We start from the raw sequence: 22,249 nt of genomic DNA on the forward strand, positions 1-22,249 counted from the left end.
GCGCACATAGAGAGGAGCTTACCGCAGACGCGTTAGAACACGGTCTGAATTTTCAGACCCGCGACCAAAGCGTTGTCCACTGCATCCACACCGCCCGGATGGGTGATGTATTGCAGGTTAGGACGCACGGTCAGCCAGTTGGTGACGTGGATGCCGTAGTTGAGCTCGTAGTTGTATTCGGTTTCACGAATCGGCGAGAACACCGGATTGTCGTAGTCCGAAACACCGTTGGAAGCATTCAGCAGTTCGGCGTTTTTCTTCACGTCATCGTTGACGTGAATACGCGCGGCGCCGATACCGATGTCATCCTTCGGACGGGCGTCGAACGGGCCCTTGTAAACAAACATCACCGACTGGTAGTTGTCGATGAAGTTGGTGTCCTTGTCGTGGAACGTGGCGTTAGCCGCGATGTTCAGACCGCGTGAGGCGTCACCGTTGTGGCTGGTGAGTTGCTGTTGCGCCACGAACCAGTAACCGCTTTTGCTGCTGTGGGTCTTGTAGGCGTCGCCAGTAGTGGCAGCGTCGAAACCATTGATGTCTTCACGAACATCATCAGCATCCGCCGTGCTCTTGTAGTAACCAACGCGGTACTCGCCCGGCAGGCTGTTGACCTTCGGCGACCAGACCAGCTCGACCGGCAATACGGTGCCTTTGGTGCCGCTGCCGCTGAGTTTGAAGCCGTTGCCGTGTTCCAGCTGCGACGGGTTCTGGTTGTACGCGCCGATCTGTGCGTAGAGCTCGTCGTTGATGTTGTACTTCACGCGGATCGCGGCCTGGCTGACGGGCCAGTTGTACCAGATGTTGGTCGCCCAGTTACCCACTTGGGAGCCGCAGAACGCCAGGTTCTGGAATTCGCACGGGAAGGTGTTGAAGTCTTCGCCTTCACCGAAATAACCGGCCTTGACGTCGAGTTTGTTGTCGAAGAACTGGTGCTGAATCCACAACTGGGTCAGACGCACCATGTGGCCACGGCCGTAGACTTCTTGAGACGAACTCAAGGTACCGGCACGCGGATCGCCCACGCGGTCGTTGGAGATGTTGTAGCCGTTACGGTTGGTCAGCTGGATCTTGGCCTGGGTGTTATCCCAGCCCCAGAGTTTTTGCAGATCCAGTGCCACGCCCAGGCCAAACTGGTCGGCGTAACGCGCGGTCTTGTCGTCGTTGTAGCCGCCGTTCAGGTTGGCCCCCATCTCACCGACGTAGTCAGCCTTGATGTCGATACCCTGCTCGATCAGCTTGGTCCGCTCGCCACCCCAGTCGCCGGTCATCCATTTCGAATCGGAACTGAAGGCATCCGCGGCCATCGCATTGCCGGCCAGCACCAATGCCGCCGCAGCTGACACTTGGCAGATCAACCGGGCATTGACGTGTTTCTTTTTCATCCCTACATCCTCGTCTTTATTGTTATTAACTGTTTTTATCTAACGCGGTTTACATAAAGTGCGATGCTCGACAGGCCGGGCACCGCTTGCTCCTTGTAGGAGTGAGCCTGCTCGCGATAGCGGTTTTACATTCAACATCTCTGTCTGCTGATACACCGTCATCGCGAGCCGGCTCACTCCTACATTGATCTTCAGCGTCCTTTGATTTGCGTAACGTTCGCAGACCGCGCTTCAGTTTGCGTTTGGGCCGCAACTCCCAGACGCTCGCCAGTTTTGGCATCGAACAACAACACTTTCGACGGATCGAATTGCAGCGTCAGGCTCTCGCCCACCTGCGGCGCCACGTCCGGTGCCAGACGGCAGCAGACCTTGGTTTCGTTGAGGTTGACGAACACCAGGGTGTCCGGACCGGTCGGCTCGGTGACCTGCACTTCAGCGCGGATGCTCGGCAGGCCATTGCCCTCGCCGTTCGCCAGTACGATCTGTTCCGGGCGCAGGCCGAGGATCACTTCGCGATCTTCGAGACCGGCGTCCTGCATACCCATTGGCAACTCGCAACGCGCCTGGCCGCTGTCGAGCAGCGCCAGCAGACGACCGTCCTTGCGTTGCAGACGCAGCGGGATGAAGTTCATCGGCGGCGAACCGATGAAGCTCGCCACGAACAGGTTGGCCGGATCGTTGTAGATCTCTTTTGGCGTACCGAACTGCTGGATGATGCCGTCCTTCATCACCGCCACTTTGTCGCCCAGGGTCATCGCTTCGATCTGGTCGTGGGTCACGTAGACCGTGGTGGTTTTCAGGCGCTGGTGCATCAGTTTCATTTCGGTGCGCATCTCGACGCGCAGCTTGGCGTCGAGGTTGGACAGCGGTTCGTCGAACAGATAGATCTTCGGCCGACGCGCCAACGCACGGCCCATCGCCACACGCTGTTGCTGACCACCGGAAAGCTGCCCCGGCTTGCGGTTGAGCAAGTGTTCGATCTGCAACAGCTTGGCCACGCGAGCGACCTCTTCGTCGATCGCCGACTGCGGCATCTTGCGAATCTTCAGACCGAACTCGATGTTCTCGCGCACGCTCATCGTCGGGTACAGCGCGTAGGACTGGAACACCATGGCGATGTCGCGATCCTTGGGGCTCATGCCGCTGACGTCCTGGTCGCCGATCATGATCGCGCCACCGGTGATGGTTTCCAGGCCGGCGATGCAGTTCATCAGGGTCGACTTGCCGCAGCCCGACGGGCCGACGAGGATCAGGAACTCACCGTCCTTGATCGACAGTTCGATGTTCTTCAGGGTGTCCGGCAGGCCGGCACCATAGGTCTTGTTGACGTTGCGAAGTTCGAGCGTAGCCATGATTACCCCTTGACTGCGCCGGCCGTCAGCCCGCGCACGAAATACTTGCCTGCGACCACATAGACCAGCAGGGTCGGCAGGCCGGCGATCATCGCCGCTGCCATATCCACGTTGTATTCCTTGGCGCCGGTGCTGGTGTTGACCAGGTTGTTCAGCGCCACCGTAATCGGTTGCGAATCGCCACTGGAGAACACCACGCCGAACAGGAAGTCGTTCCAGATCTGAGTGAACTGCCAGATCAGGCAGACCATGATGATCGGCGTCGACATCGGCAGAATGATCCGGCGGAAGATGGTGAAGAAACCCGCACCATCCAGACGTGCGGCCTTCACCAGCGCATCGGGAATGCTCACGTAGTAGTTACGGAAGAACAGCGTGGTGAACGCCAGACCGTAAACGACGTGGATGAACACCAGACCGGTGGTGGTGCTGGCCAGGCCCATCTTGCCGAGGGTGAACGAGGCCGGCAGCAGCACGGTCTGGAACGGCAGGAAGCAGCCGAACAACAACAGACCGAAGAACAGTTGCGAGCCACGGAAACGCCACATCGACAGCACGTAACCATTCAATGCACCGATGGCGGTGGAGATGATTACTGCTGGAACGGTGATCTTGATCGAGTTCCAGAAGTAGCCATCAACCGTGGCCCAGGCCTTGACCCAGCCGATGCCGCTGACCACGGTCGGCCAGCTCAGCAGGTTGCCGGTGCTGATGTCTTCCGGGGTTTTGAAGCTGGTCAGCAGCATGACCACCAGCGGAATCAGGTAGAGCATTACGGCGAGGATCAGCACCGCGTAAATGGCGATGCGACTCAGGCTGATCGCAGGTTTGGCAGCGAGACTAGTCATGACGCTTGGTCCTCAGCTCGGAGTACAGGTAAGGCACGATGATCGCGAGAATCGCACCGAGCATCAGAATCGCACTGGCCGAGCCCATGCCCATCTGGCCGCGACTGAAAGTGAACGAGTACATGAACATCGCCGGCAGGTCAGAGGAATAACCCGGGCCACCGGCAGTCATCGCGGCGACCAGGTCGAAGCTCTTGATCGCGATGTGCGCCAGAATCATCACGGCACTGAAGAACACCGGACGCAGGCTCGGCAGCACGACTTTCCAGTAGATGCGCGGCATGCTCGCGCCATCGATCTGCGCGGCACGGATGATCGATTGATCAACCCCGCGCAGGCCGGCGAGGAACATCGCCATGATGAAGCCCGAGGCTTGCCAGACAGCGGCGATCACCAGGCAATACACCACGCGATCAGGGTCGATCAACCAGTCAAGACGGAAGCCTTCCCAGCCCCAGTCACGCAACAATTTGTCCAGGCCCATGCCCGGGTTGAGCAGCCATTTCCACGCGGTACCGGTCACGATCATCGAGAGCGCCATCGGGTACAGGTAAATGGTGCGGATAAAACCTTCGCGGCGAATACGCTGGTCGAGGAACACCGCCAGCAACACGCCGATCACCAGGGTGATGCCGATGAACATGCCGCCGAACAGCGCGAGGTTTTTGCTCGCGACCCACCAGCGATCGTTGTCGAACAACCGCTGATACTGCGCCAGGCCGGCCCACTTGTAGTTGGGCAGGAACGTCGAAGTGGTGAACGACAGAATGAACGTCCACAGGATGTAGCCATAGAAGCCCACCAGCACGATGAACATGCTCGGCGCCAGCACCAGTTTTGGCAGCCAGCGTTGCAATGCATCGAACGGCGAGGCTTTGCTGAACACAGCAACAGAACTCATGGGGAAATCCAGAATAAAGATGACAAGGGCATTTCCCTGCAGGAGTGAGCCCTGTGGCGAGGGGATTTATCCCCGTTCGGCTGCGAAGCAGTCGCAAAACCATTGCATGCGGTGTTTCTGATACTCCGCCGCTGCAACTTTCTGGGGTCGCTGCGCAACCCAACGGGGATAAATCCCCTCACCACCAAAGCTCGCTCCTACAGGGGCCAAGGATTACTTGGCCGACTGAATCGCCGCGCCGAGTTTCTTGGCCGCATCGGCCGGGTCGGCTTTCGGGTCGTTGATGTAGTTGGTCACGACATCAAAGAACGCGCCCTGCACTGCCAATGTGGTCGCCATGTTGTGCGCCATGCTTGGCTGCAGACCACCGGACTTGGCGTCGGCCAGGAAGTCCTTGGCAGCGGTCTGTGCGCAGGAGTCGAAACCGAGTTTCTCCATGTCGTTCAACATGTCGATACGTACCGGGATCGAGCCTTTGTTGATGCTGAAGACTTTCTGGAAGTTTTCACCCAGCACGACTTTGGCAATGTCCTTCTGACCCGCAGCAGTGCCGGCGTCTTTCTGCTTGAACACAGCGAGGGAGTCGATGTTGTAGGTGAACGCCTTGTCGGTGCCCGGGAAGGCTACGCACTGGTAATCCTTGCCGGCGATTTTCTTCGCGGCAGTCCATTCGGACTTGGCCCAGTCACCCATGATCTGCATGCCGGCCTTGCCGTTGATGACTTTGGCCGCTTCCAGGTTCCAGTCCTGGCCTTTGCCGTCAGCGTCCATGTAGGTCGCGACTTTCTTCAGCTCGGTCAGGGCCTTGACCATTTCCGGGCCGGTCAGCGCTTTGTTGTCCAGATCGACCAGGGCTTTCTTGTAACCATCAACACCCATGACCGAGAGCACAACGGCTTCGAACACGGTGCTGTCCTGCCATGGCTGACCGCCGTGGGCCAGCGGGATGAAGCCCGCAGCCTTGAGCTTGTCGCCAGCGGCGTAGAATTCTTCGAGGGTGGTTGGCGCTTTTTCGATGCCGGCTTTCTTGAAGACTTCCGGGTTGATCCACAGCCAGTTCACGCGGTGAATGTTCACCGGCACGGCCACGTAATCACCGTCGTACTTCACGGTATCGGAGACTTTCTTGTCGAGCAGGCTGTCCCACTTCTCTGCTTTGGCGACGTCTTTCAGAACGTCGGTGTCGAGCAGACCGGTCGACGCCCATTCCTGGATGTCCGGGCCTTTGATCTGTGCAACGCCCGGTGGGTTGCCTGCAACGGCACGGCTTTTCAGCACGGTCATGGCAGTTGCACCGCCACCACCGGCGACAGCGCCGTCTTTCCAGGTGAAACCGTCTTTTTCGACTTGGGCCTTGAGCACATCAACGGCAGCTTTTTCGCCACCGGACGTCCACCAGTGCACGACTTCGACCGAACCTTTGGATTCGGCAGCGGAAACACTGAGAGGCAGAATTGCGAGCGGGAACAGGGAGGCGACAGAAATGACAGTAGCGAGGCGAGAAATCGCATTCATCTGAGATGTACCTTTCTTGTTGTTATGCATTGCAAGTCTGGTGCTTGCGCTGCACAGGAGTTTAAACAGGGCGATTCCCTTCGCAGGTAACGAAGGGACGCGCGAATGTCACCGTATGGTTACATGATTAATCACATAGCAACGCTCTGGGACCACTGCGCCAGCGCGGTCGCCATGCTCGGTGCCAAGGGAAGACGCGGAATCAGCACCGCTTGCCAGGCGTGATACAGATCGGGTTTGCCCGGCCAGATATCGGCACTTGGACGGTTTTGCGGATCGAGTTCGTGGTGCCAGCTGCCGTCGCAACGGTCGATGAAATTCATCTCGCAGAATTCCCAGAACAGTCGGTACCAGGATTCGTATTGCGCATCACTGGTGCGTTTGAGCAAGGCGCTGGCAGCAGCGCTGGCCTCGGCGTGCGTCCAGTGCAGACGATGGCGGACAACGGCTTTGTTGCTCCAGTCGAGGGTGTAGACGATGCCCGGCGCGCCATCGACATCCCAGCCGTGACGGCAGTTGTGTTCGAAGAGTTTCTGCGCGTCGGTAGCCAGCCAACCCGGCGTGAGCATGCCTGCCTGCACCCGCGCGGCTTCCAGGTGCAGCAACAACCGCGCCCACTCGAAACCATGGCCCGGCGTGGTGCCGTAAGGGCGGAAGCCGTCGGCCGGATTGTCGTGGTTGTACTCGCGCAGCGGCTGCCAGTCGCGGTCGAAGTGTTCGATGACCATGTAACCATTGGCAGCGGCGTGTCCGTGGATCACCCGCTCGACGATACGTTGCGCGCGCACCAGCCAGCGTGGGTCTTCAGTGACATCGGCCAGCGCGAGGAAGGCTTCGGTGGCGTGCATGTTGCTGTTGGCACCGCGATAGGCTTCTTCTTCACTCCAGTCGCGGTTGAAGAATTCGCGCATGGCGCCCTCTTCTTCGCTCCAGAAATAGGTGTCGATGATGTCGATCGCGTCATCCAGCAAAGCCTGGGCACCGGGACGTTGCGCGACCACGGCAGAACTCGCCGCCAGTGCAACGAACGCGTGCAGATAGGCGTTCTTGCCGGTGTTGTCGTCGCGGTGTTCGGCCACCGCAAACCAGCCACCGTGCAGCGCATCACGCAACGGCCCGCGCAGGGCGGCGATGCCGTGATCAATCAGCTCGGCAAACCCCGGCAGGCCCTGGATATGGGCCATGGCGAAGCTGTGGGTCATGCGCGCGGTATTCATGGTTTCGGCCTGCGCGTTCGCTGGCAACTGGCCGCGTTCGTCGAGGTTGCCGAAGCCTTGAGGCAGTCTGGATGCCTTGGCGAAATCCAGCAGACGCAAGCCTTCGGCGGCGAGCCATTGCTGGTGGGCAGGGGCGTTCAGCCAACTGCTGAAGCCTGGGTGAAAGGTGTCCATGGAGTGGCCCTTTTTTGTTGTTATGACTGCGGGCAGTCTAAACAACGGGCCGGGGTGGTCTTGTAACGAAGGGGACGGGTTTTGTCACTGATCCGTGACATGAAAAAGCAAAGTCAAAAGATCGCAGCCTTTGGCAGCTCCTACAGGGATCGGTGTAGGAGCTGCCGAAGGCTGCGATCTTTTGATCTTCAATCCACCGACCGCGGCAACTGCAACGTCACCCGCAACCCACCCTCACGCAAATTCTGCAACGTCACTTCCCCACCATGGCTGTGGGCGATATTGCGCGCAATCCCGAGGCCGAGCCCATACCCCTGCTGCTGCCCCGCCAACCTGAAGTGCGGTTCAAACACCTGCTCCAACCGCTGCTCCGGCACGCCCGGCCCTTCATCGTCGACATGCAGGACAAACGCACTCTCATCGTCATCGATGTGCAGATGCGCGTTCTGCCCGTACTTCAAGGCGTTGTCGATCAGGTTGCCGATGCAACGCTTCAACGCCAAAGGCTTGCCCGAATATGCCGCCAGCGCCCGACCATGCTGGGTCACGCGGCCATTGCCGTTCGGTGCCAGGTACGGCTCGACCAGGCAATCGAGCACATGATTGAGGTCAACCGGCTCGATGTTCTCGTGGATGTCGGTGTCCTTCACGCATTGCAGCGCGCCCTTGACCAGCAACTCCAACTCATCCAGATCACGGCCGAACTTGGTTTGCAGTTGCTCGTCTTCCAACAGTTCGACGCGCAAACGCAGGCGAGTGATCGGCGTGCGCAAGTCGTGGGAAATCGCGCTGAACAACTGGCTGCGCTCGGTCAGGTAACGGCTGATGCGTTCGCGCATGGTGTTGAACGCGCGGCCCACTTCGACCACTTCACTGCCGCCGCCCTCGGCCACTGGCTCGACGTCGGCCCCCAGCGACAGGTCCCGCGCCGCGCGGGCCAGGCGTTTGAGCGGTCGGCTCTGCCAATGCACCAGCAAGCCGATAAACAGCAGCAGAAAGCCGCTGGTGAGGACGATAAACCATACCTGCTGCGACGGCAGGCCTTGCTCTTCAAGGCTGGTGTAGGGCTCGGGCAACAGCGAAGCAATGTACAGCCATTCGCCCGGCGCCATCTGAATCTGGGTGACCAGCACCGGTGGATTCACCGGTTCAAGAGTGAGCGCATAGTGCGCCCAGGAACGCGGCAGCTCATCGAGTTTCAGCCCCGCGTTGAAGATCCGCAGGTCCTCGGGGCTGACGAAAGTCACCGAGATGTCGGTGTCATGGCCGAGGGATTGACGCAGCACTTCGTCGACCGCTTTCATCACTGCCGCTTTGCGCGGTGTGACCGGCAGCACGTCCATGCCCAACGGTTTGTCGTTGAGGGTCACGACAAATCGGGTGCCGCCCATGCTGCGCAACTGGTCGAGTACCAGCGGCCGATACGCTACCGGCAGCGAACGAAAGTAACTGACGCTGGCGGTCATCGAATGGGCGAGGCTGCGGGCGCTGGTGACCAGACCTTCGAGCTGGGTGGCGCGCAGTTGCGAAACCCAGATCACGCTCGACAAGGTTTGCGCGAACAACACCGCGAGCAAGGTCAGCAGCAACATCCGCCCAAGCAGCGAACGGGGCACCGGTACTTGGGCGGCGAGTTTACGCAGAGACTCAGTGACCATTGCCGGCAACCACGTTGGCTGCCAGTTGGTAGCCGCTGCCGCGCACGGTACGGATCAGCCGTGGCGGTTTTTCCGTGTCGCGCAGGCGTTGGCGCAAGCGGCTGACGGCCATGTCGACGATGCGATCCAGCGGCATCAGATCACGGCCACGGGTGGCGTTGCCGATGGTGTCGCGGTCGAGTATTTCCTGCGGGTGATCGAGAAACAGTTTTAGCAGAGCGAAGTCGGCGCCGGACAGAATCACTTCTTCGCCGTCGGTGTGGAACAGGCGATGGCTGACCATATCCAGCCGCCAATCGTCGAAGGCCAGCACTTCACTGCCGCTGCGTTCCTGACCGAATTGCGCACGGCGCAGCAGCGCCTTGATCCGGGCTTGCAGTTCACGGGGGCTGAAGGGTTTGCCGAGGTAGTCGTCGGCGCCGAGTTCCAGTCCGATCACCCGATCGGCTTCGTCGGAACTGGCGGTGAGCATGATGATCGGCACCTGCGCCTGACGCGGATGCTGACGAACCCAACGGCAGAGGCTGAAGCCGTCTTCGTCGGGGAGCATGACATCGAGGATCACCAGATCGCTCGGCGCCTCGTTGAGCGCCTGACGGAAACTGGCGCCATCGGCTGTGGCCCGCACCTGAAACCCGGCGCGGGTCAGGTAGGTTTCCAGCAACTCGCGTATTTCCTGGTCGTCATCGACCAACAATATCGACTTGTTGACTGAGCTCACTTCGAAGGCATCCTTGTTGTTGGAATTGGGGCGGATTATGCCTTAAGCACTGATTTTACAAACACCACAAAACAATTGTAGGAGTGAGCCTGCTCGCGATAGCAGTCTTACATTCAACACATTGGTTGACTGACATACCGCTATCGCGAGCAGGCTCACTCCTACAGTTTGATTGCATTTCAGGTCGGGATTGATTGATCCAGCGCCACACCAGCACCCACCAGCCCCGAATACGGCGCCGTCACCAGCCACACCGGAATACCCTTGAAGTAATCGCTCATGCAACCTTTGTCAGCAAAGCTGCGAGCAAAACCGCTTTCGAGGAAGAAATCGGCAAAGCGCGGAATCACCCCGCCGACGATGTACACACCGCCACGACCACCCGTGGTCAGCACGTTGTTACCGGCCACTCGCCCGAGCCAGCAGCAGAACTGCTCCAGCACTTCCAGCGCAATCGGGTCACCCGCTAATCCTGCAGCGGTGATCGATTCCGGGGTATCCAGTGTCGGCTCATGACCATCCACTGCGCAGATCGCCCGGTAAACCCGTGGCAAACCACCACCGCTCAAGGCGGTTTCCGCGCTGACATGGCCGATCTCGTTATGGATGTGCTGCCACAACTGGGTTTCACGCGGGCTGCTCAACGGCAGATCGACGTGACCGCCCTCACCCGGTAACGCGGCAAAACGACCTTCACCCAGGTCGAGCAAAGTACCGACGCCAAGGCCTGTACCCGGGCCGATCACCACCGCCGGACGCAACGGCTCCGGCGTGCCCTCGCAGACCACACGAAACTCGCCCGGCTGCAAACGAGTCATGCCCAGCGCCATCGCCGAGAAGTCGTTGACCAGCAACAACTGCTCGACCTGCAAGGTTTTGCAGAATGCCTTGCGGCTCAGGCGCCAGTGGTTGTTGGTGAACTTGAATTCATCGCCACTGACGGGGCCGGCCACCGACAGGCATACCGAACCAATCGAACCGGGCACCAGACCGAGCCCGCTCAGATAGAGACTGATCGCCTCCTCCGGGCTGGCGTGGTCGGCCGTGGCCAGCACTTGAATCGATTCGAGCTGCTGATTTTTCCACAACGCAAACCGCGCGTTGGTGCCTCCGATGTCACCGACCAAAGCCAGTTTCAATTAAGCGTCTCCAGGGCAGAAGTGAAGGCGCTGGCGCCCTGCTCCGCCGAGCTGAAGGCCAAACGCATGAAGCCGAACAGTTCGCGACCGCTGCCAATGTTATTGCCCAACAGGCCTTTGGCAGGTTCGCGCGCGGCAAATTCTTCGGCGTCCACTTTGAGTTCCAAAGTGCCTTTGACGCCATCGACGCGGATGATATCGCCCTCTTGCACTCGCGCCAAAGCGCCACCGACATAAGCCTCAGGACTGACGTGGATCGCCGCCGGGATTTTCCCCGAGGCGCCGGACATGCGCCCGTCGGTCACCAGTGCGACTTTGAAGCCGCGATCCTGCAGCACGCCGAGGAACGGCGTCATCTTGTGCAGCTCCGGCATGCCGTTGGAGCGCGGGCCCTGGAAGCGCATCACGGCGACGAAATCCTTCTCCAGCAAACCGGCCTTGAACGCATCGGCCAGATCCTGCTGATCCTGGAACACCATCGCCGGAGCTTCGACGATCTGGTTTTCCAGCGCCACGGCGGACACCTTCATCACACCGCGCCCGAGGTTGCCTTCCATCACCCGCAAACCGCCCTCCGCCGAGAACGCGCGGGCGACCGGGCGCAGGATGTTTTCGTCGAGGCTGTCGACCGGGCCTTCACGCCAGACCAGTTGACCGTTATCGAGGAACGGTTCTTTGGTGTATTTGCTCAAGCCGTGGCCTAGCACGGTGTTGACGTCTTCGTGCAGCAGGCCAGCCGCGAGCAGCTCACGGATCAGGAACGACATGCCGCCCGCAGCCTGGAAGTGGTTGATGTCGGCTTTGCCGTTCGGATAGACGTGGCTCAGGGTCGGCACGACTTCGGAGAGGTCGGCCATGTCCTGCCAGGTCAGTTGAATGCCGGCGGCCATGGCGATGGCCGGCATGTGCAGGGTGTGGTTGGTCGAACCGCCGGTGGCGTGCAACGCGACGATCGAGTTGACCAGCGACTTCTCGTCGACGATTTCGCCGATCGGCATGAAGTTGCCGTTCTGTTTGGTCAGGCGCGTGACTTGATGCGCAGCTTCGCGGGTCAGGGCATCACGCAGTGGCGTATTCGGGTTGACGAAGGATGCGCCCGGCAAGTGCAGGCCCATGACTTCCATCAGCAACTGGTTGGTGTTGGCGGTGCCGTAGAAGGTGCAGGTGCCCGGGCTGTGGTAGGACTTCATCTCCGATTCCAGCAGCTCTTCGCGGGTCGCCTTGCCCTCGGCGTACTTCTGCCGAACGTCGGCTTTTTCCTTGTTGGAAATGCCCGAGACCATCGGCCCGCCCGGGACGAAAATCGTCGGCAGATGACCGAAACGCAGGGAGCCCATCATCAGGCCCGGCACGATCTTGTCGCAGATGCCGAGCATCAGCGCGCCGTCGAACATGTTGTGGGAAAGCGCCACCGCCGTGGACATCGCGATCACTTCGCGACTCGGCAGGCTCAGTTCCATGCCCGGCTCGCCTTGGGTCACGCCATCGCACATCGCCGGAGTGCCGCCGGCGAACTGACCGACAGAGCCGATTTCGCGCAGGGCGTTTTTGATTTGTTCAGGAAAGACTTCGTACGGCTGATGCGCCGAGAGCATGTCGTTATACGAAGAAACAATGGCGATGTTCGCCGAATTCATCATCCGCAGGCTGTGCTTGTCTTCGCTGCCACACCCGGCCACGCCATGGGCGAAGTTGGCGCATTGCAGCTTGCCGCGCATCGGGCCGTCAGTGGCGGCGCCGCGAATCAGTGCAAGGTAAGCCTGACGCGTAGCGCGGCTGCGGGCGATAAGCCGTTCGGTGACCTCAAGAACGCGGGGATGCATGTGTAGAACTCCAGGCTAACGGATGTGGCGACCTGATTGTCTATGCTGATCAAACGCCGTTGTTGTTGGAATGACAGACGGCTTTTTTGACCATTCGGACCAGTTGATTCAGGTCACTCGTTGTAGATAAAACAAAATATTGCCACTAAAAAGGCTTGTTTTCTATTTTTATGCGAATAATCTTGTAATTCCAACAACAAAACGACGGCGGCGCTGTTTCATGACTCTTCGAATCGCAATCAATGGTTTTGGCCGCATCGGCCGTAATGTCCTGCGCGCACTGTATACCCAAGGCTATCGACAGGATTTGCAGATCGTCGCCATCAACGATCTGGGCGACAGCTCGATCAACGCGCATCTGCTCAAATACGACACCGTTCACGGCACTTTCGATGCACAAGTCGAGCATGACAACGAGAGCCTGACTGTCAACGGCGATCGCATTGCGGTCAGCGCCATTCGTAACCCGGCCGAACTGCCCTGGGCCGCCGAAAAGATTGATGTGGTGTTCGAATGCACCGGTCTGTTTACCGACCGTGCCAAAGCCGCTGCGCATATTACTGCCGGCGCACGCAAAGTGATCATCTCGGCCCCGGCCAAAGGTGCCGACGCCACCGTGGTTTATGGTGTGAACCACGACATTCTGCGCCAGTCGCACCAGATCATCTCCAACGCTTCGTGCACCACCAACTGCCTGGCGCCTGTGGCGCAAGTGCTGCACCGCGAGCTGGGGATCGAAAGCGGTCTGATGACCACCATCCACGCCTACACCAACGACCAGAACCTGACCGACGTCTATCACACCGACCCGTACCGCGCGCGTTCGGCCACGCAGAACATGATCCCGAGCAAGACCGGCGCTGCTGAAGCCGTAGGCCTGGTGCTGCCGGAACTGGCGGGCAAGCTGACCGGCATGGCCGTGCGGGTGCCGGTGATCAATGTGTCGCTGGTGGATTTGACTGTGCAGTTGAAGAAGGAAGCCACTGCCGAGGAAGTGAATGCCCTGCTCAAAGCAGCGAGCCAGCATTCGAAAATTTTGGGTTACAACACGTTGCCGCTGGTTTCCAGTGACTTCAACCACAACCCGCTGTCGTCGATCTTCGACGCCAACCACACCAAATCCAGCGGCAAACTGCTGAAAGTGCTGGCCTGGTATGACAACGAGTGGGGGTTCTCCAACCGCATGCTGGATAACTGCCTGGCGTTGTGCAACGCCGAATAAACGGCACCCACTGTGATGCGCACATGCTTGATCAATGCGCGTCCCTGTAGGAGCTGCCGAAGGCTGCGATCTTTTGATCTTGTTTTAAAAACAAAAAATCAAAAGATCGCAGCCTTCGGCAGCTCCTACATTTCGATACGTACAAGACCTTTACCCTTCTTTCACAAAACAGCGCTTGACCACTCGACTAGATGATAAGCATTATCATTCGCTTGAAATCGATCAGGTCACCCCGTGAGTCAATCACACTTCAATCACGTCTTCCTCACCCAGCGCACGTCCTTGCTGCGTACGCTGGAACGGATGGTCAACAATCACAGCACCGCTGAAGATCTGTTGCAGGAAACCTACCTGCGCGTGACGCGGGCGCTTAGCGAGCGGGCCATCGATCATCTCGAACCCTTTGTCTTCCAGACCGCACGCAATCTGGCGCTGGATCATTTGCGTGCGCGCAAGATCCATTCGCGCACCATGGTCGATGACGTGCCGCAGGACGTGGTGCACAGCATCGCCGCCCCCGCCAGCAGCGCCGAAGACGCCGCCCATGCCGAACAATTGCTGGAGCGCCTGAACGTGAGCCTCAGTGAACTCAGCCCGCGTCAGCAACAGATTTTCATCCTCAGCCGTTTGCACGGGCACAGCTACCAGGAAATCGCCGACGAACTGAACGTGTCGCTCAGCACGGTGCAGAAAGAACTGAAACTGATCATGACCATTTGCATTGGCGTCGCCGAGCGCTTGAATGGCGACTGAGGCTGTAGCCTCTCTCTGTAAGTGCGAGGTTCGACTGCACTGATCATCGGGCTTTGTTACCCTTGCCCGACTTTACGCTTCACTAAAAAAACAGCCGTGCGCAGACACTGCCGAGGAAACACCGTGACGGACACCCACCGCTCGCCTTCGCCCGAATCGGCGCAGGATGCTGCACTTGCAATGGACCAGGCACTGGACTGGCTCATCGTGCTCGGCAGTCCGGACGAAGAGCAGACCCGGCAATTCCACGCGTGGCTGGCGGCTGATCCGTTGAATGCCGAGGCGTTTGCCAAGGCACAGGCGATCTGGGACGGCCCGCAAATCGCCCAATGCGCGCAAACCCTGGCTTTGCGACCTGCGAAAGTGACCGTCCTCAAGCGTCTGCGTCCGCACTGGAAACCGCTGGCCACCGCTGCGGTGCTGCTGCTCGGGTTGTTCAGCTTCAGTAATTTGCCGATGCGCTTGCAGGCCGATCACCTGACCGTGGTCGGCGAACGCCAGCGCGTGCAACTGGAGGACGGCTCGAAAGTGCTGCTCAACACCAACTCGGCTTTCTCCAGCACCATCAATGATCAGCAGCGCGTTGCTCGCCTGTATCAGGGTGAGGCGTTTTTCGAGATCGCCGGCAGCCGCAACCAACCGCTGGAAATCGATGCTGGCCCGGTCAAGGCCAGCGTGCATGACACTGCATTTGCCGTGCGCTATCTGGACGGCGTTGCGCAGGTCAATGTGCAGCGCGGCGATGTCGATTTGCGCGCCACCCATAACGACGCGCGAGTGCGTCTGTCGGCCGGGGAAAGCATCCGCATCGGCCCCAACGGTTTCGACCGCCCGGCCAAGCTCGACGCCAATACCGATCTGGCTTGGGTGCAAGGTCGACTGGTGTTCGAGAACTGCCCGCTGAATCAGGTGCTGGCCGAACTGCGTCGCTACTATCCGGGCTGGATCATCAACACCAACGAGCAGTTGGCCGACGTCAACGTCACGGGTAACTACCGCCTCGATCAACCCCTCGACGTGGTGCGCTCCCTCGCCCACATCACCTCGGCGCGGCTGCAGGAATTCCCCGCGCTGGTGATCTTGAACTAAATGAGAATTATTTTTACTCGATAGCCGAAGCACGTACGTCTAGTTATAGCCAATGCAATTGATTCGCATCTTCGGACGTGAATCAGCACCTATAAAGATTCGTGCGACACGGAGCGCTATCGATGTCCTCACGCCTTACCCGCCAGACTGCTTCCCCTTCCCGCGTATTGTCGCTGCTGACCGCTGCCATCCTGATGGCCGGCACTGCACCGCTGATGGCTGCCACCGAACAACCGGCGCGCAACATGGGTGATTACTCGTTCTCCATTGGTCAACAGCCTTTGGTGTCGGCACTCAACGCCTTCACCACCGTCACTGGCTGGCAAGTCGGCTTGCCGGCAGAACTGGGTCAGGGCGTATCGTCGCCGGGCGTGCGCGGCTCGCTGCCACCGGAAAAAGCCCTTGAGCGCCTGTTGGTGGGGACCAACCTGAGCTTCCGCAAGCTGAGCAACAACAACGTCGTGCTGGAAAAACGCAGTAGCAGCGGCGCACTGAATCTGGATCAGGTGACCATCAGCGCCACCCGTCAGGAACAGTCGGTGAACAGCGTGCCAAGCACCGTCACCGTGCATACCCGTGAAGAACTGGATCGCAATAACGTCAACACGATCAAGGATCTGGTGCGCTACGAGCCAGGTGTTTCCGTCGGCGGCGCCGGCCAGCGTGGCGGCATCAGCGGCTACAACATCCGTGGCATCGACGGCGACCGCATACTCACGCAGGTTGACGGTGTCGAAGTACCGGACGGTTTCTTCAACGGCCCGTACGCCAAGACCCAGCGCAACTACGTCGACCCGGAAATCGTCAAACGCGTGGAAATCCTCCGTGGCCCGGCCTCGGTGCTGTACGGCAGCAACGCCATCGGCGGCGCCGTCAGCTATTACACCCTCGATCCCGACGACATCATCAAGCCCGGCAAAGACGTCGGCGCCCGCCTGAAAACCGGCTACAGCTCGGCCGATGACAGCTGGCTTAAATCCGCCACCGTCGCCGGGCGGGCCGATCAATTCGACGGCCTGCTGCACTACAGCCAGCGCGATGGCCACGAAACCGATTCCTACGGCAGCAACAACGGCACCGGTCTTGAGCGCACCGCCGCCAACCCGGAAGACGTCAGAGCCACCAACGTACTGGCCAAGATCGGCTGGAACTACAACGAAGATTCCCGTCTGGGCCTGACCTACGAAAAGTACAAGGATGATCGCGACACCGATCAGAAAAGTGCTTACGGCGGCCCGTACTTCAACGGCGCCCCGACCATTCCAAACAGCGTGCTGCCCGGCGGCATGTACCAGTGGCGCACCGGCAACGACACCATCACCCGTGAACGTTTCGGCATCGAACACAGCTTTGCCCTCGATAGCCTGCTGGTCGACAACGTGAAGTGGAGCCTCAACCACCAGATCGCCAAAACCGACCAGAGCACCGAGGAGTATTACTACCCGATCACCCGAAAAGTGCTGCGCACTCGCGACACCGTTTACGAGGAAAAGCAGTGGGTCTTCGACGCACAACTGGACAAGACTTTCGCCATCGCTGACACCGATCATGTGCTGACCTACGGCACCACCATCAAGCAGCAAAAAGTCACCGGCTCGCGCAGCGGTGACGGCAAGTGCCTGGCGGTCGGTCGTGGCTGCACCGCGATTGGCGCCACCAGTACCGCTGACGTGTTAGCCAAGGCCACGGACTTCCCGGACCCGACCATCAACACCTACAGCCTGTTCGCCCAGGATCAGATCAGTTGGAACGACTGGACCTTCCTGCCGGGCCTGCGCTACGACTACACCCAGCTCAAGCCGCACATCACCCAGCAATTCCTCAACACCGTGAACGCCGACGGCACGGACACGGTCAGCGACAAGAACAAGACCTGGCACAAAGTCTCGCCGAAATTCGGCCTGACCTACGCCTTTAACGACAACTACACCTGGTACGGTCAGTACGCCGAAGGCTTCCGCACCCCGACCGCGAAAGCGTTGTACGGTCGCTTCGAGAACAACACCACCGGCTATACCGTGGCGCCGAATCCAGATCTGGAGCCGGAAAAAAGCAAAAGCTATGAAACCGGTTTGCGTGGCAATTTCGAGTCGGGCTCGTTCGATGTGGCGGTGTTCTACAACAAGTATCGCGATTTCATTAATGAAGACGCGGTCAAGCCTGGCGATGACGAACTGACCTTCCAGAGCAACAACATCAAGCACGCGACCATCAAGGGTGCCGAAATCAAAGGACGTCTGAACCTGGACTCGTTCGGCGCGCCGCAAGGCCTGTACACCCAAGGTTCGATCGCCTACGCCTACGGTCGCAACGACGACAGCGGCGAGCCGCTCAACAGCGTTAATCCGCTGACCGGCGTGTTCGGCCTGGGTTACGACCAGGACAACTACGGTGGCCTGCTGAGCTGGACGTTGGTGAAGAAGAAGGATCGCGTCGACGACACCAACTTCAAGTCGCCGGACGGCGTCAGCAGCCAGTTCAAGTCGCCGGGCTTCGGCCTTCTTGATCTGACCGGGTTCTACAAAGTTACCGACGACGTCACCGTCAGCGGCGGCATTTACAACCTGACTGACAAGAAATACTGGCTGTGGGATGACGTGCGCGGTTACGACAGCGTCGGCGAAGCTTCGGTGACGCAACCGGCCAACCTCGACCGCCTGACCCAGCCGGGCCGCAATTTTGCGATCAATCTGATCTGGGACATCTGATCCCGCCGACCTCACTGCGCGTGTTCATACGCCGCGCAGCGAGGCTTTTTTTACTGTCCGGTGCTATCCCGTTCGTCTCGTTATCAAGCGCCTCTTTTATCAAGGACACCCCATGACCACTTCGGAAAAAGCCCTGCGTTCGCAACGTTTGAACCAGATCACTCACGAGCCACACACCAAGCTCGACGCCCTGGTCAAAGCCCATGCGCCGTTCGAGACCCGCGCCAACTTCGCCCGGTTCGTCGTGGCGAAATACTTGTTCCAGTCGGAACTGGTTGAGCTGTACAACGATGCGCAACTGACGGCCATCGTCGCGGATCTGCCGGCTCGCTGCCGCGCTGAAGCCGCCAAGGCTGATTTGGCGGATCTGGACACCGAAGTCCCGGCGCCGGTTGCCGGCGCCGTGAAAAACCCGAGCAAGGCCCGGGCGCTGGGCTGGATCTTCGTGTCTGAAGGTTCGAAGCTCGGTGCTGCGTTCCTGATCAAGCGTGCCGTGGCGCTGGAGCTGAGCGAAACGTTCGGTGCCCGTCATTTGGGTGAACCGGAAGGCGGCCGTGCCGAAGGCTGGAAAAGCTTCGTGCGCACTCTCGACTCGCTGCAGTTCACGGCCGAAGAGGAAGCCGAAGTCGAGCAAGGCGCGATTGACGCGTTCAACCGCTTCACCGTGCTGCTGGAACAGGCTTATGCCACAGAAGCCGAACCCGCCTGAAGCAACACTTATCCCCCTGTAGGAGTGAGCCTACTCGCGATGGCGTCCTGTCATTCAACATGAATGTCGACTGATACACCGCTATCGCGAGCAGGCTCACTCCTACAGGGGAACTGCTTAAGCCTGTAAGATCCCGACTCCGCTTCAGAAGCCACCGCTGAGCCCATGCCGCAACCCGCCTCCTCCAAACTCGCTCGCCTGCTGTTCGGCCTGCTGGCCTACGTCAGCCTCGGCATTGGCCTGATCGCCATCGTCGTACCCGGCCTGCCGACCACCGAGTTCATCCTCCTCGCCGCCTGGGCCGCGACCCGCAGTTCGCCGCGCCTGAGTGCCTGGCTGGAAAACCATCGCTTGTTCGGGCCGATCCTGAACAACTGGCGCAACGGCAAGATCATCGCGCGCAAAGCCAAAATCAGCGCCACAGTGAGCATGCTGCTGTGTGCGACGTTGATGCTGGTGATGCTCGATCACGGCTGGCCGGTCTATCTGGCGATTGCCGGGATGAGCCTGGGTAATCTGTGGATCTGGTCGCGACCGGAAACCTTGCCCACCCCTTCCTGAACCCGCGCAACAACACTGAAACTTCCCTGTAATTAATCGCCTTTTCAGCACATTCCCCTGCGCAAACGTTTAGCGCTGACCGTTCGTCGGCGACCCGCTCATGCGCCCTCGCTCCGCGCCGATGAGCATTGCATGGCGCTGAATGGATTTGGCGAACCGGGTAGTTCATGCCCGACAGCCACCCGTTTATTCATTCGCGAGAACGCCCATGTTCGACTCTCTTTCCATTCGCCTGAAAATCGTTCTGCTCTCCGGTCTGTGCCTGCTCGGTGTGGTTGCGCTGATCGTCGGCATGAACATTTACCAGACCAACCAGAACGACGAACTGGTCAGCAACTCCAGCAGCAAGATGCTCACCGCCAGTGTGCAGAACCTGCTGCAAGCCAAAGCCGCCGAACAAGCGGTGCGGGTGCAGAAGACCTTCGGCGAAAGCCTGACGGTCATCACCGCAGTGGCCGACCAGATCAAGGACATGCGCGTCATGGCGGCCAAGCGTTCGCTGGACGCTGGCGCCCTGCGTGAAGAGTTGAACCTGAGCCTGAAAACCGCGTTCGAGCGCAACGACAAAGTGCTCGGCATCTGGCTCGCCTTCGAACCCAACGGGCTGGACGGCAAGGACAGCGAATTCGCCAACGACGCGGCCCGCCAGTCCAACGAATCCGGACGTTTCGCCACGTACTGGAGCCGTGCCGGCGGCGCCGCGCTGAACACGGTCATGGTCGAAGAGGACATGACCAAGACCACCCTTAGCCTCAGCGGCACGCCGTACAACAGTTGGTATACCTGCCCTCGCGACAACAAGCGCACCTGCCTGCTCGACCCGTATGCCGATACCGTCGGTGGCAAGGAAATGCTCATGACGACCATTTCCGTGCCGTTGATCGTCGATGGCAAAGCCATCGGCGTGGCCGGCATCGACATCGCCCTCGACGCCCTGCAAGCGGCCGCCGTGGACTCCCAGCGCAACCTGTTCAACAACGCCGGGCACATGCTGATCGTCTCAGGCAGCGGCGTGTTGGCTGCGGACAGTTCGGATGCTGCCAAGGTCGGTAAAAAGATCGGCGACACCCTCGGTGCCGATGGCAAGGACGTGCTGCAACTGCTCGGCAGCGGCACTCCGAAAATTCTGGAACAGGGCGACCTGATCCGCGCGGTGTACCCGGTCGATCCGATTGGTAATTCGCGAGCGTGGGGCGTGGTCATCGACCTGCCAAAACAGGTGCTGCTGGCCGACTCGGTCAAACTGCAAGCGGTGCTCGACGACGCACAGGAAACCGGCGTGTTTACCGCACTGGCGGTGGCTGTTGTTGCCGGGCTGATTGGCTTGTTGCTGATCTGGCTCACGGCTTCGGGCGTCACGCGTCCGATCAACAGCGTCGCCGAGATGCTGAAGAACATCGCCAGCGGTGAAGGCGATCTGACTCAGCGCTTGAACTACAGCAAGCACGATGAATTGGGCGAACTGGTGAACTGGTTCAACCGTTTCCTCGACAAGCTGCAACCGACCATCGCGCAGATCAAACAGAGCATCACCGAGGCGCGCGGCACCGCCGACCAGTCTTCGGAAATCGCCCGCCAGACCAGCGAAGGCATGCAGGTGCAGTTCCGCGAAATCGACCAGGTTGCCACCGCCTCCAACGAAATGAGCGCCACTGCCCACGACGTTGCGAACAGCGCGTCGAACGCGGCCAATGCCGCCAAGGGTGCCGACCAGTCGGCCAAGGACGGCATGTCGATCATCGAGCGCAGCACCCGCGATATCAATCAACTGGCCGATGAAGTCAGCAAAGCGGTGACCGAAGTCGAAGCGCTGGCAGTCAACAGCGAGCAGATCGGCTCGGTACTGGAAGTGATCCGCAGCATCGCCGAACAGACCAACCTGCTGGCCCTCAACGCTGCCATCGAAGCGGCCCGCGCCGGTGAGAGCGGCCGCGGTTTCGCCGTGGTGGCGGACGAGGTGCGCAACCTGGCCAAACGCACGCAGGATTCGGTGGAAGAAATTCGCGTAGTCATCGAGAAGATTCAGAACGGCACCCGTGGCGTGGTGGCGACCATGCATTCGAGCCAGACCCAGGCCCACAACAACGCCGGGCAGATTCGTCAGGCGGTGGATGCGCTGGGCAAGATCAGCGATGCGGTGACCGTGATCAGCGACATGAACCTGCAAATCGCCAGTGCCGCCGAACAGCAGAGCGCGGTGGCTGAAGAGGTTAACCGCAATGTTTCGGCGATTCGTACCGTGACTGAAACCCTGACCGGTCAAGCCACGGAATCGGCGGCGATCAGCAGCCAGCTCAATGCCCTGGCGAGCCAGCAGATGAAATTGATGGATCAGTTCCGGGTATAACAATCCGGCAGAAATCCCTGTGGGAGCGAGCCTGCTCGCGAAGAGGTCGTCAAATCCAACACCTTTGTTGACTGACACACCGCTTTCGCGAGCAGGCTCGCTCCCACAGGGGTACGTGTTCTGCTCAGGG

The 22,249-nt window shown here is 59.7% G+C and carries 16 protein-coding genes and 2 pseudogenes; 8 read left to right on the plus strand and 10 right to left on the minus strand.

The annotated features are described in order from the left end of the window. Positions 1-32: 32 nt before the first annotated feature. The 10 genes from PSH79_RS21085 to edd form a co-directional block, all read right to left on the minus strand. The gene (locus PSH79_RS21085; RefSeq protein ID WP_305439396.1) at positions 33-1,382 is read right to left on the minus strand and encodes a carbohydrate porin; all 1,350 of its coding nucleotides are present in this window, start codon (positions 1,380-1,382) and stop codon (positions 33-35) included. A 191-nt stretch (positions 1,383-1,573) separates the two neighbouring features. Next, positions 1,574-2,734: an ABC transporter ATP-binding protein gene (locus PSH79_RS21090; RefSeq protein WP_305439397.1), complete on the minus strand. Its 1,161-nt coding sequence runs from the start codon at positions 2,732-2,734 to the stop codon at positions 1,574-1,576. A 2-nt stretch (positions 2,735-2,736) separates the two neighbouring features. Then, positions 2,737-3,582 (minus strand): carbohydrate ABC transporter permease, encoded by an 846-nt coding sequence (locus PSH79_RS21095; RefSeq protein ID WP_305439398.1) that lies wholly within the window; start codon positions 3,580-3,582, stop codon positions 2,737-2,739. Beyond that, positions 3,575-4,483: a carbohydrate ABC transporter permease gene (locus PSH79_RS21100; RefSeq protein ID WP_305439399.1), complete on the minus strand. Its 909-nt coding sequence runs from the start codon at positions 4,481-4,483 to the stop codon at positions 3,575-3,577. Before PSH79_RS21100 ends, PSH79_RS21095 begins: the two co-directional genes overlap by 8 nt. A gap of 213 nt (positions 4,484-4,696) precedes the next feature. Further along, positions 4,697-5,998, minus strand: a complete 1,302-nt coding sequence (locus PSH79_RS21105) for an ABC transporter substrate-binding protein (protein WP_187679739.1) — start codon at positions 5,996-5,998, stop codon at positions 4,697-4,699. Between the two features lie 131 nt (positions 5,999-6,129). After that, on the minus strand, positions 6,130-7,389 hold the full coding sequence (locus tag PSH79_RS21110; protein ID WP_305439401.1) for an AGE family epimerase/isomerase: 1,260 nt from the start codon (positions 7,387-7,389) through the stop codon (positions 6,130-6,132). A 188-nt stretch (positions 7,390-7,577) separates the two neighbouring features. Beyond that, complete coding sequence (locus PSH79_RS21115) at positions 7,578-9,047, minus strand: ATP-binding protein (RefSeq protein WP_305439403.1); 1,470 nt, start codon at positions 9,045-9,047, stop codon at positions 7,578-7,580. Continuing rightward, complete coding sequence (locus PSH79_RS21120; protein WP_042560610.1) at positions 9,037-9,768, minus strand: response regulator; 732 nt, start codon at positions 9,766-9,768, stop codon at positions 9,037-9,039. The genes PSH79_RS21115 and PSH79_RS21120 overlap by 11 nt, the downstream gene beginning before the upstream one ends. Positions 9,769-9,947: 179 nt before the next feature. Beyond that, a complete protein-coding gene (locus PSH79_RS21125; RefSeq protein WP_305439404.1) occupies positions 9,948-10,907 on the minus strand; it encodes a glucokinase in 960 nt (319 codons plus the stop codon). Beyond that, positions 10,904-12,730: a phosphogluconate dehydratase gene (gene edd, locus PSH79_RS21130; protein WP_095188048.1), complete on the minus strand. Its 1,827-nt coding sequence runs from the start codon at positions 12,728-12,730 to the stop codon at positions 10,904-10,906. Before edd ends, PSH79_RS21125 begins: the two co-directional genes overlap by 4 nt. A gap of 220 nt (positions 12,731-12,950) precedes the next feature. On the opposite strand from edd, the gene gap reads away from it, so the two are divergent. The 8 genes and pseudogenes from gap to PSH79_RS28260 form a co-directional block, all read left to right on the plus strand. Beyond that, entirely contained in the window at positions 12,951-13,952 is a 1,002-nt protein-coding gene (gene gap / locus PSH79_RS21135; RefSeq protein ID WP_187679744.1) for a type I glyceraldehyde-3-phosphate dehydrogenase, read from the plus strand. Between the two features lie 234 nt (positions 13,953-14,186). Beyond that, the gene (locus PSH79_RS21140; protein ID WP_305439405.1) at positions 14,187-14,705 is read left to right on the plus strand and encodes an RNA polymerase sigma factor; all 519 of its coding nucleotides are present in this window, start codon (positions 14,187-14,189) and stop codon (positions 14,703-14,705) included. Positions 14,706-14,828: 123 nt separating this feature from the next. Next, positions 14,829-15,794, plus strand: a complete 966-nt coding sequence (locus PSH79_RS21145; RefSeq protein WP_305439406.1) for a FecR domain-containing protein — start codon at positions 14,829-14,831, stop codon at positions 15,792-15,794. A gap of 122 nt (positions 15,795-15,916) precedes the next feature. Continuing rightward, positions 15,917-18,502 (plus strand): TonB-dependent receptor, encoded by a 2,586-nt coding sequence (locus PSH79_RS21150; protein WP_305439407.1) that lies wholly within the window; start codon positions 15,917-15,919, stop codon positions 18,500-18,502. Between the two features lie 112 nt (positions 18,503-18,614). Further along, the gene (locus PSH79_RS21155) at positions 18,615-19,211 is read left to right on the plus strand and encodes a biliverdin-producing heme oxygenase (RefSeq protein WP_305439408.1); all 597 of its coding nucleotides are present in this window, start codon (positions 18,615-18,617) and stop codon (positions 19,209-19,211) included. A 165-nt stretch (positions 19,212-19,376) separates the two neighbouring features. Further along, positions 19,377-19,772 (plus strand): YbaN family protein, encoded by a 396-nt coding sequence (locus PSH79_RS21160; RefSeq protein ID WP_305439410.1) that lies wholly within the window; start codon positions 19,377-19,379, stop codon positions 19,770-19,772. A gap of 481 nt (positions 19,773-20,253) precedes the next feature. Further along, positions 20,254-21,213: pseudogene (locus PSH79_RS28255) on the plus strand (cache domain-containing protein); the annotation flags it as partial. Between the two features lie 378 nt (positions 21,214-21,591). Beyond that, positions 21,592-22,119: pseudogene (locus tag PSH79_RS28260) on the plus strand (methyl-accepting chemotaxis protein); the annotation flags it as partial. Between the last annotated feature and the right edge of the window lie 130 nt (positions 22,120-22,249).

The sequence above is a fragment of the Pseudomonas sp. FP2196 genome (genome assembly GCF_030687715.1).
Taxonomy (GTDB): domain Bacteria; phylum Pseudomonadota; class Gammaproteobacteria; order Pseudomonadales; family Pseudomonadaceae; genus Aquipseudomonas.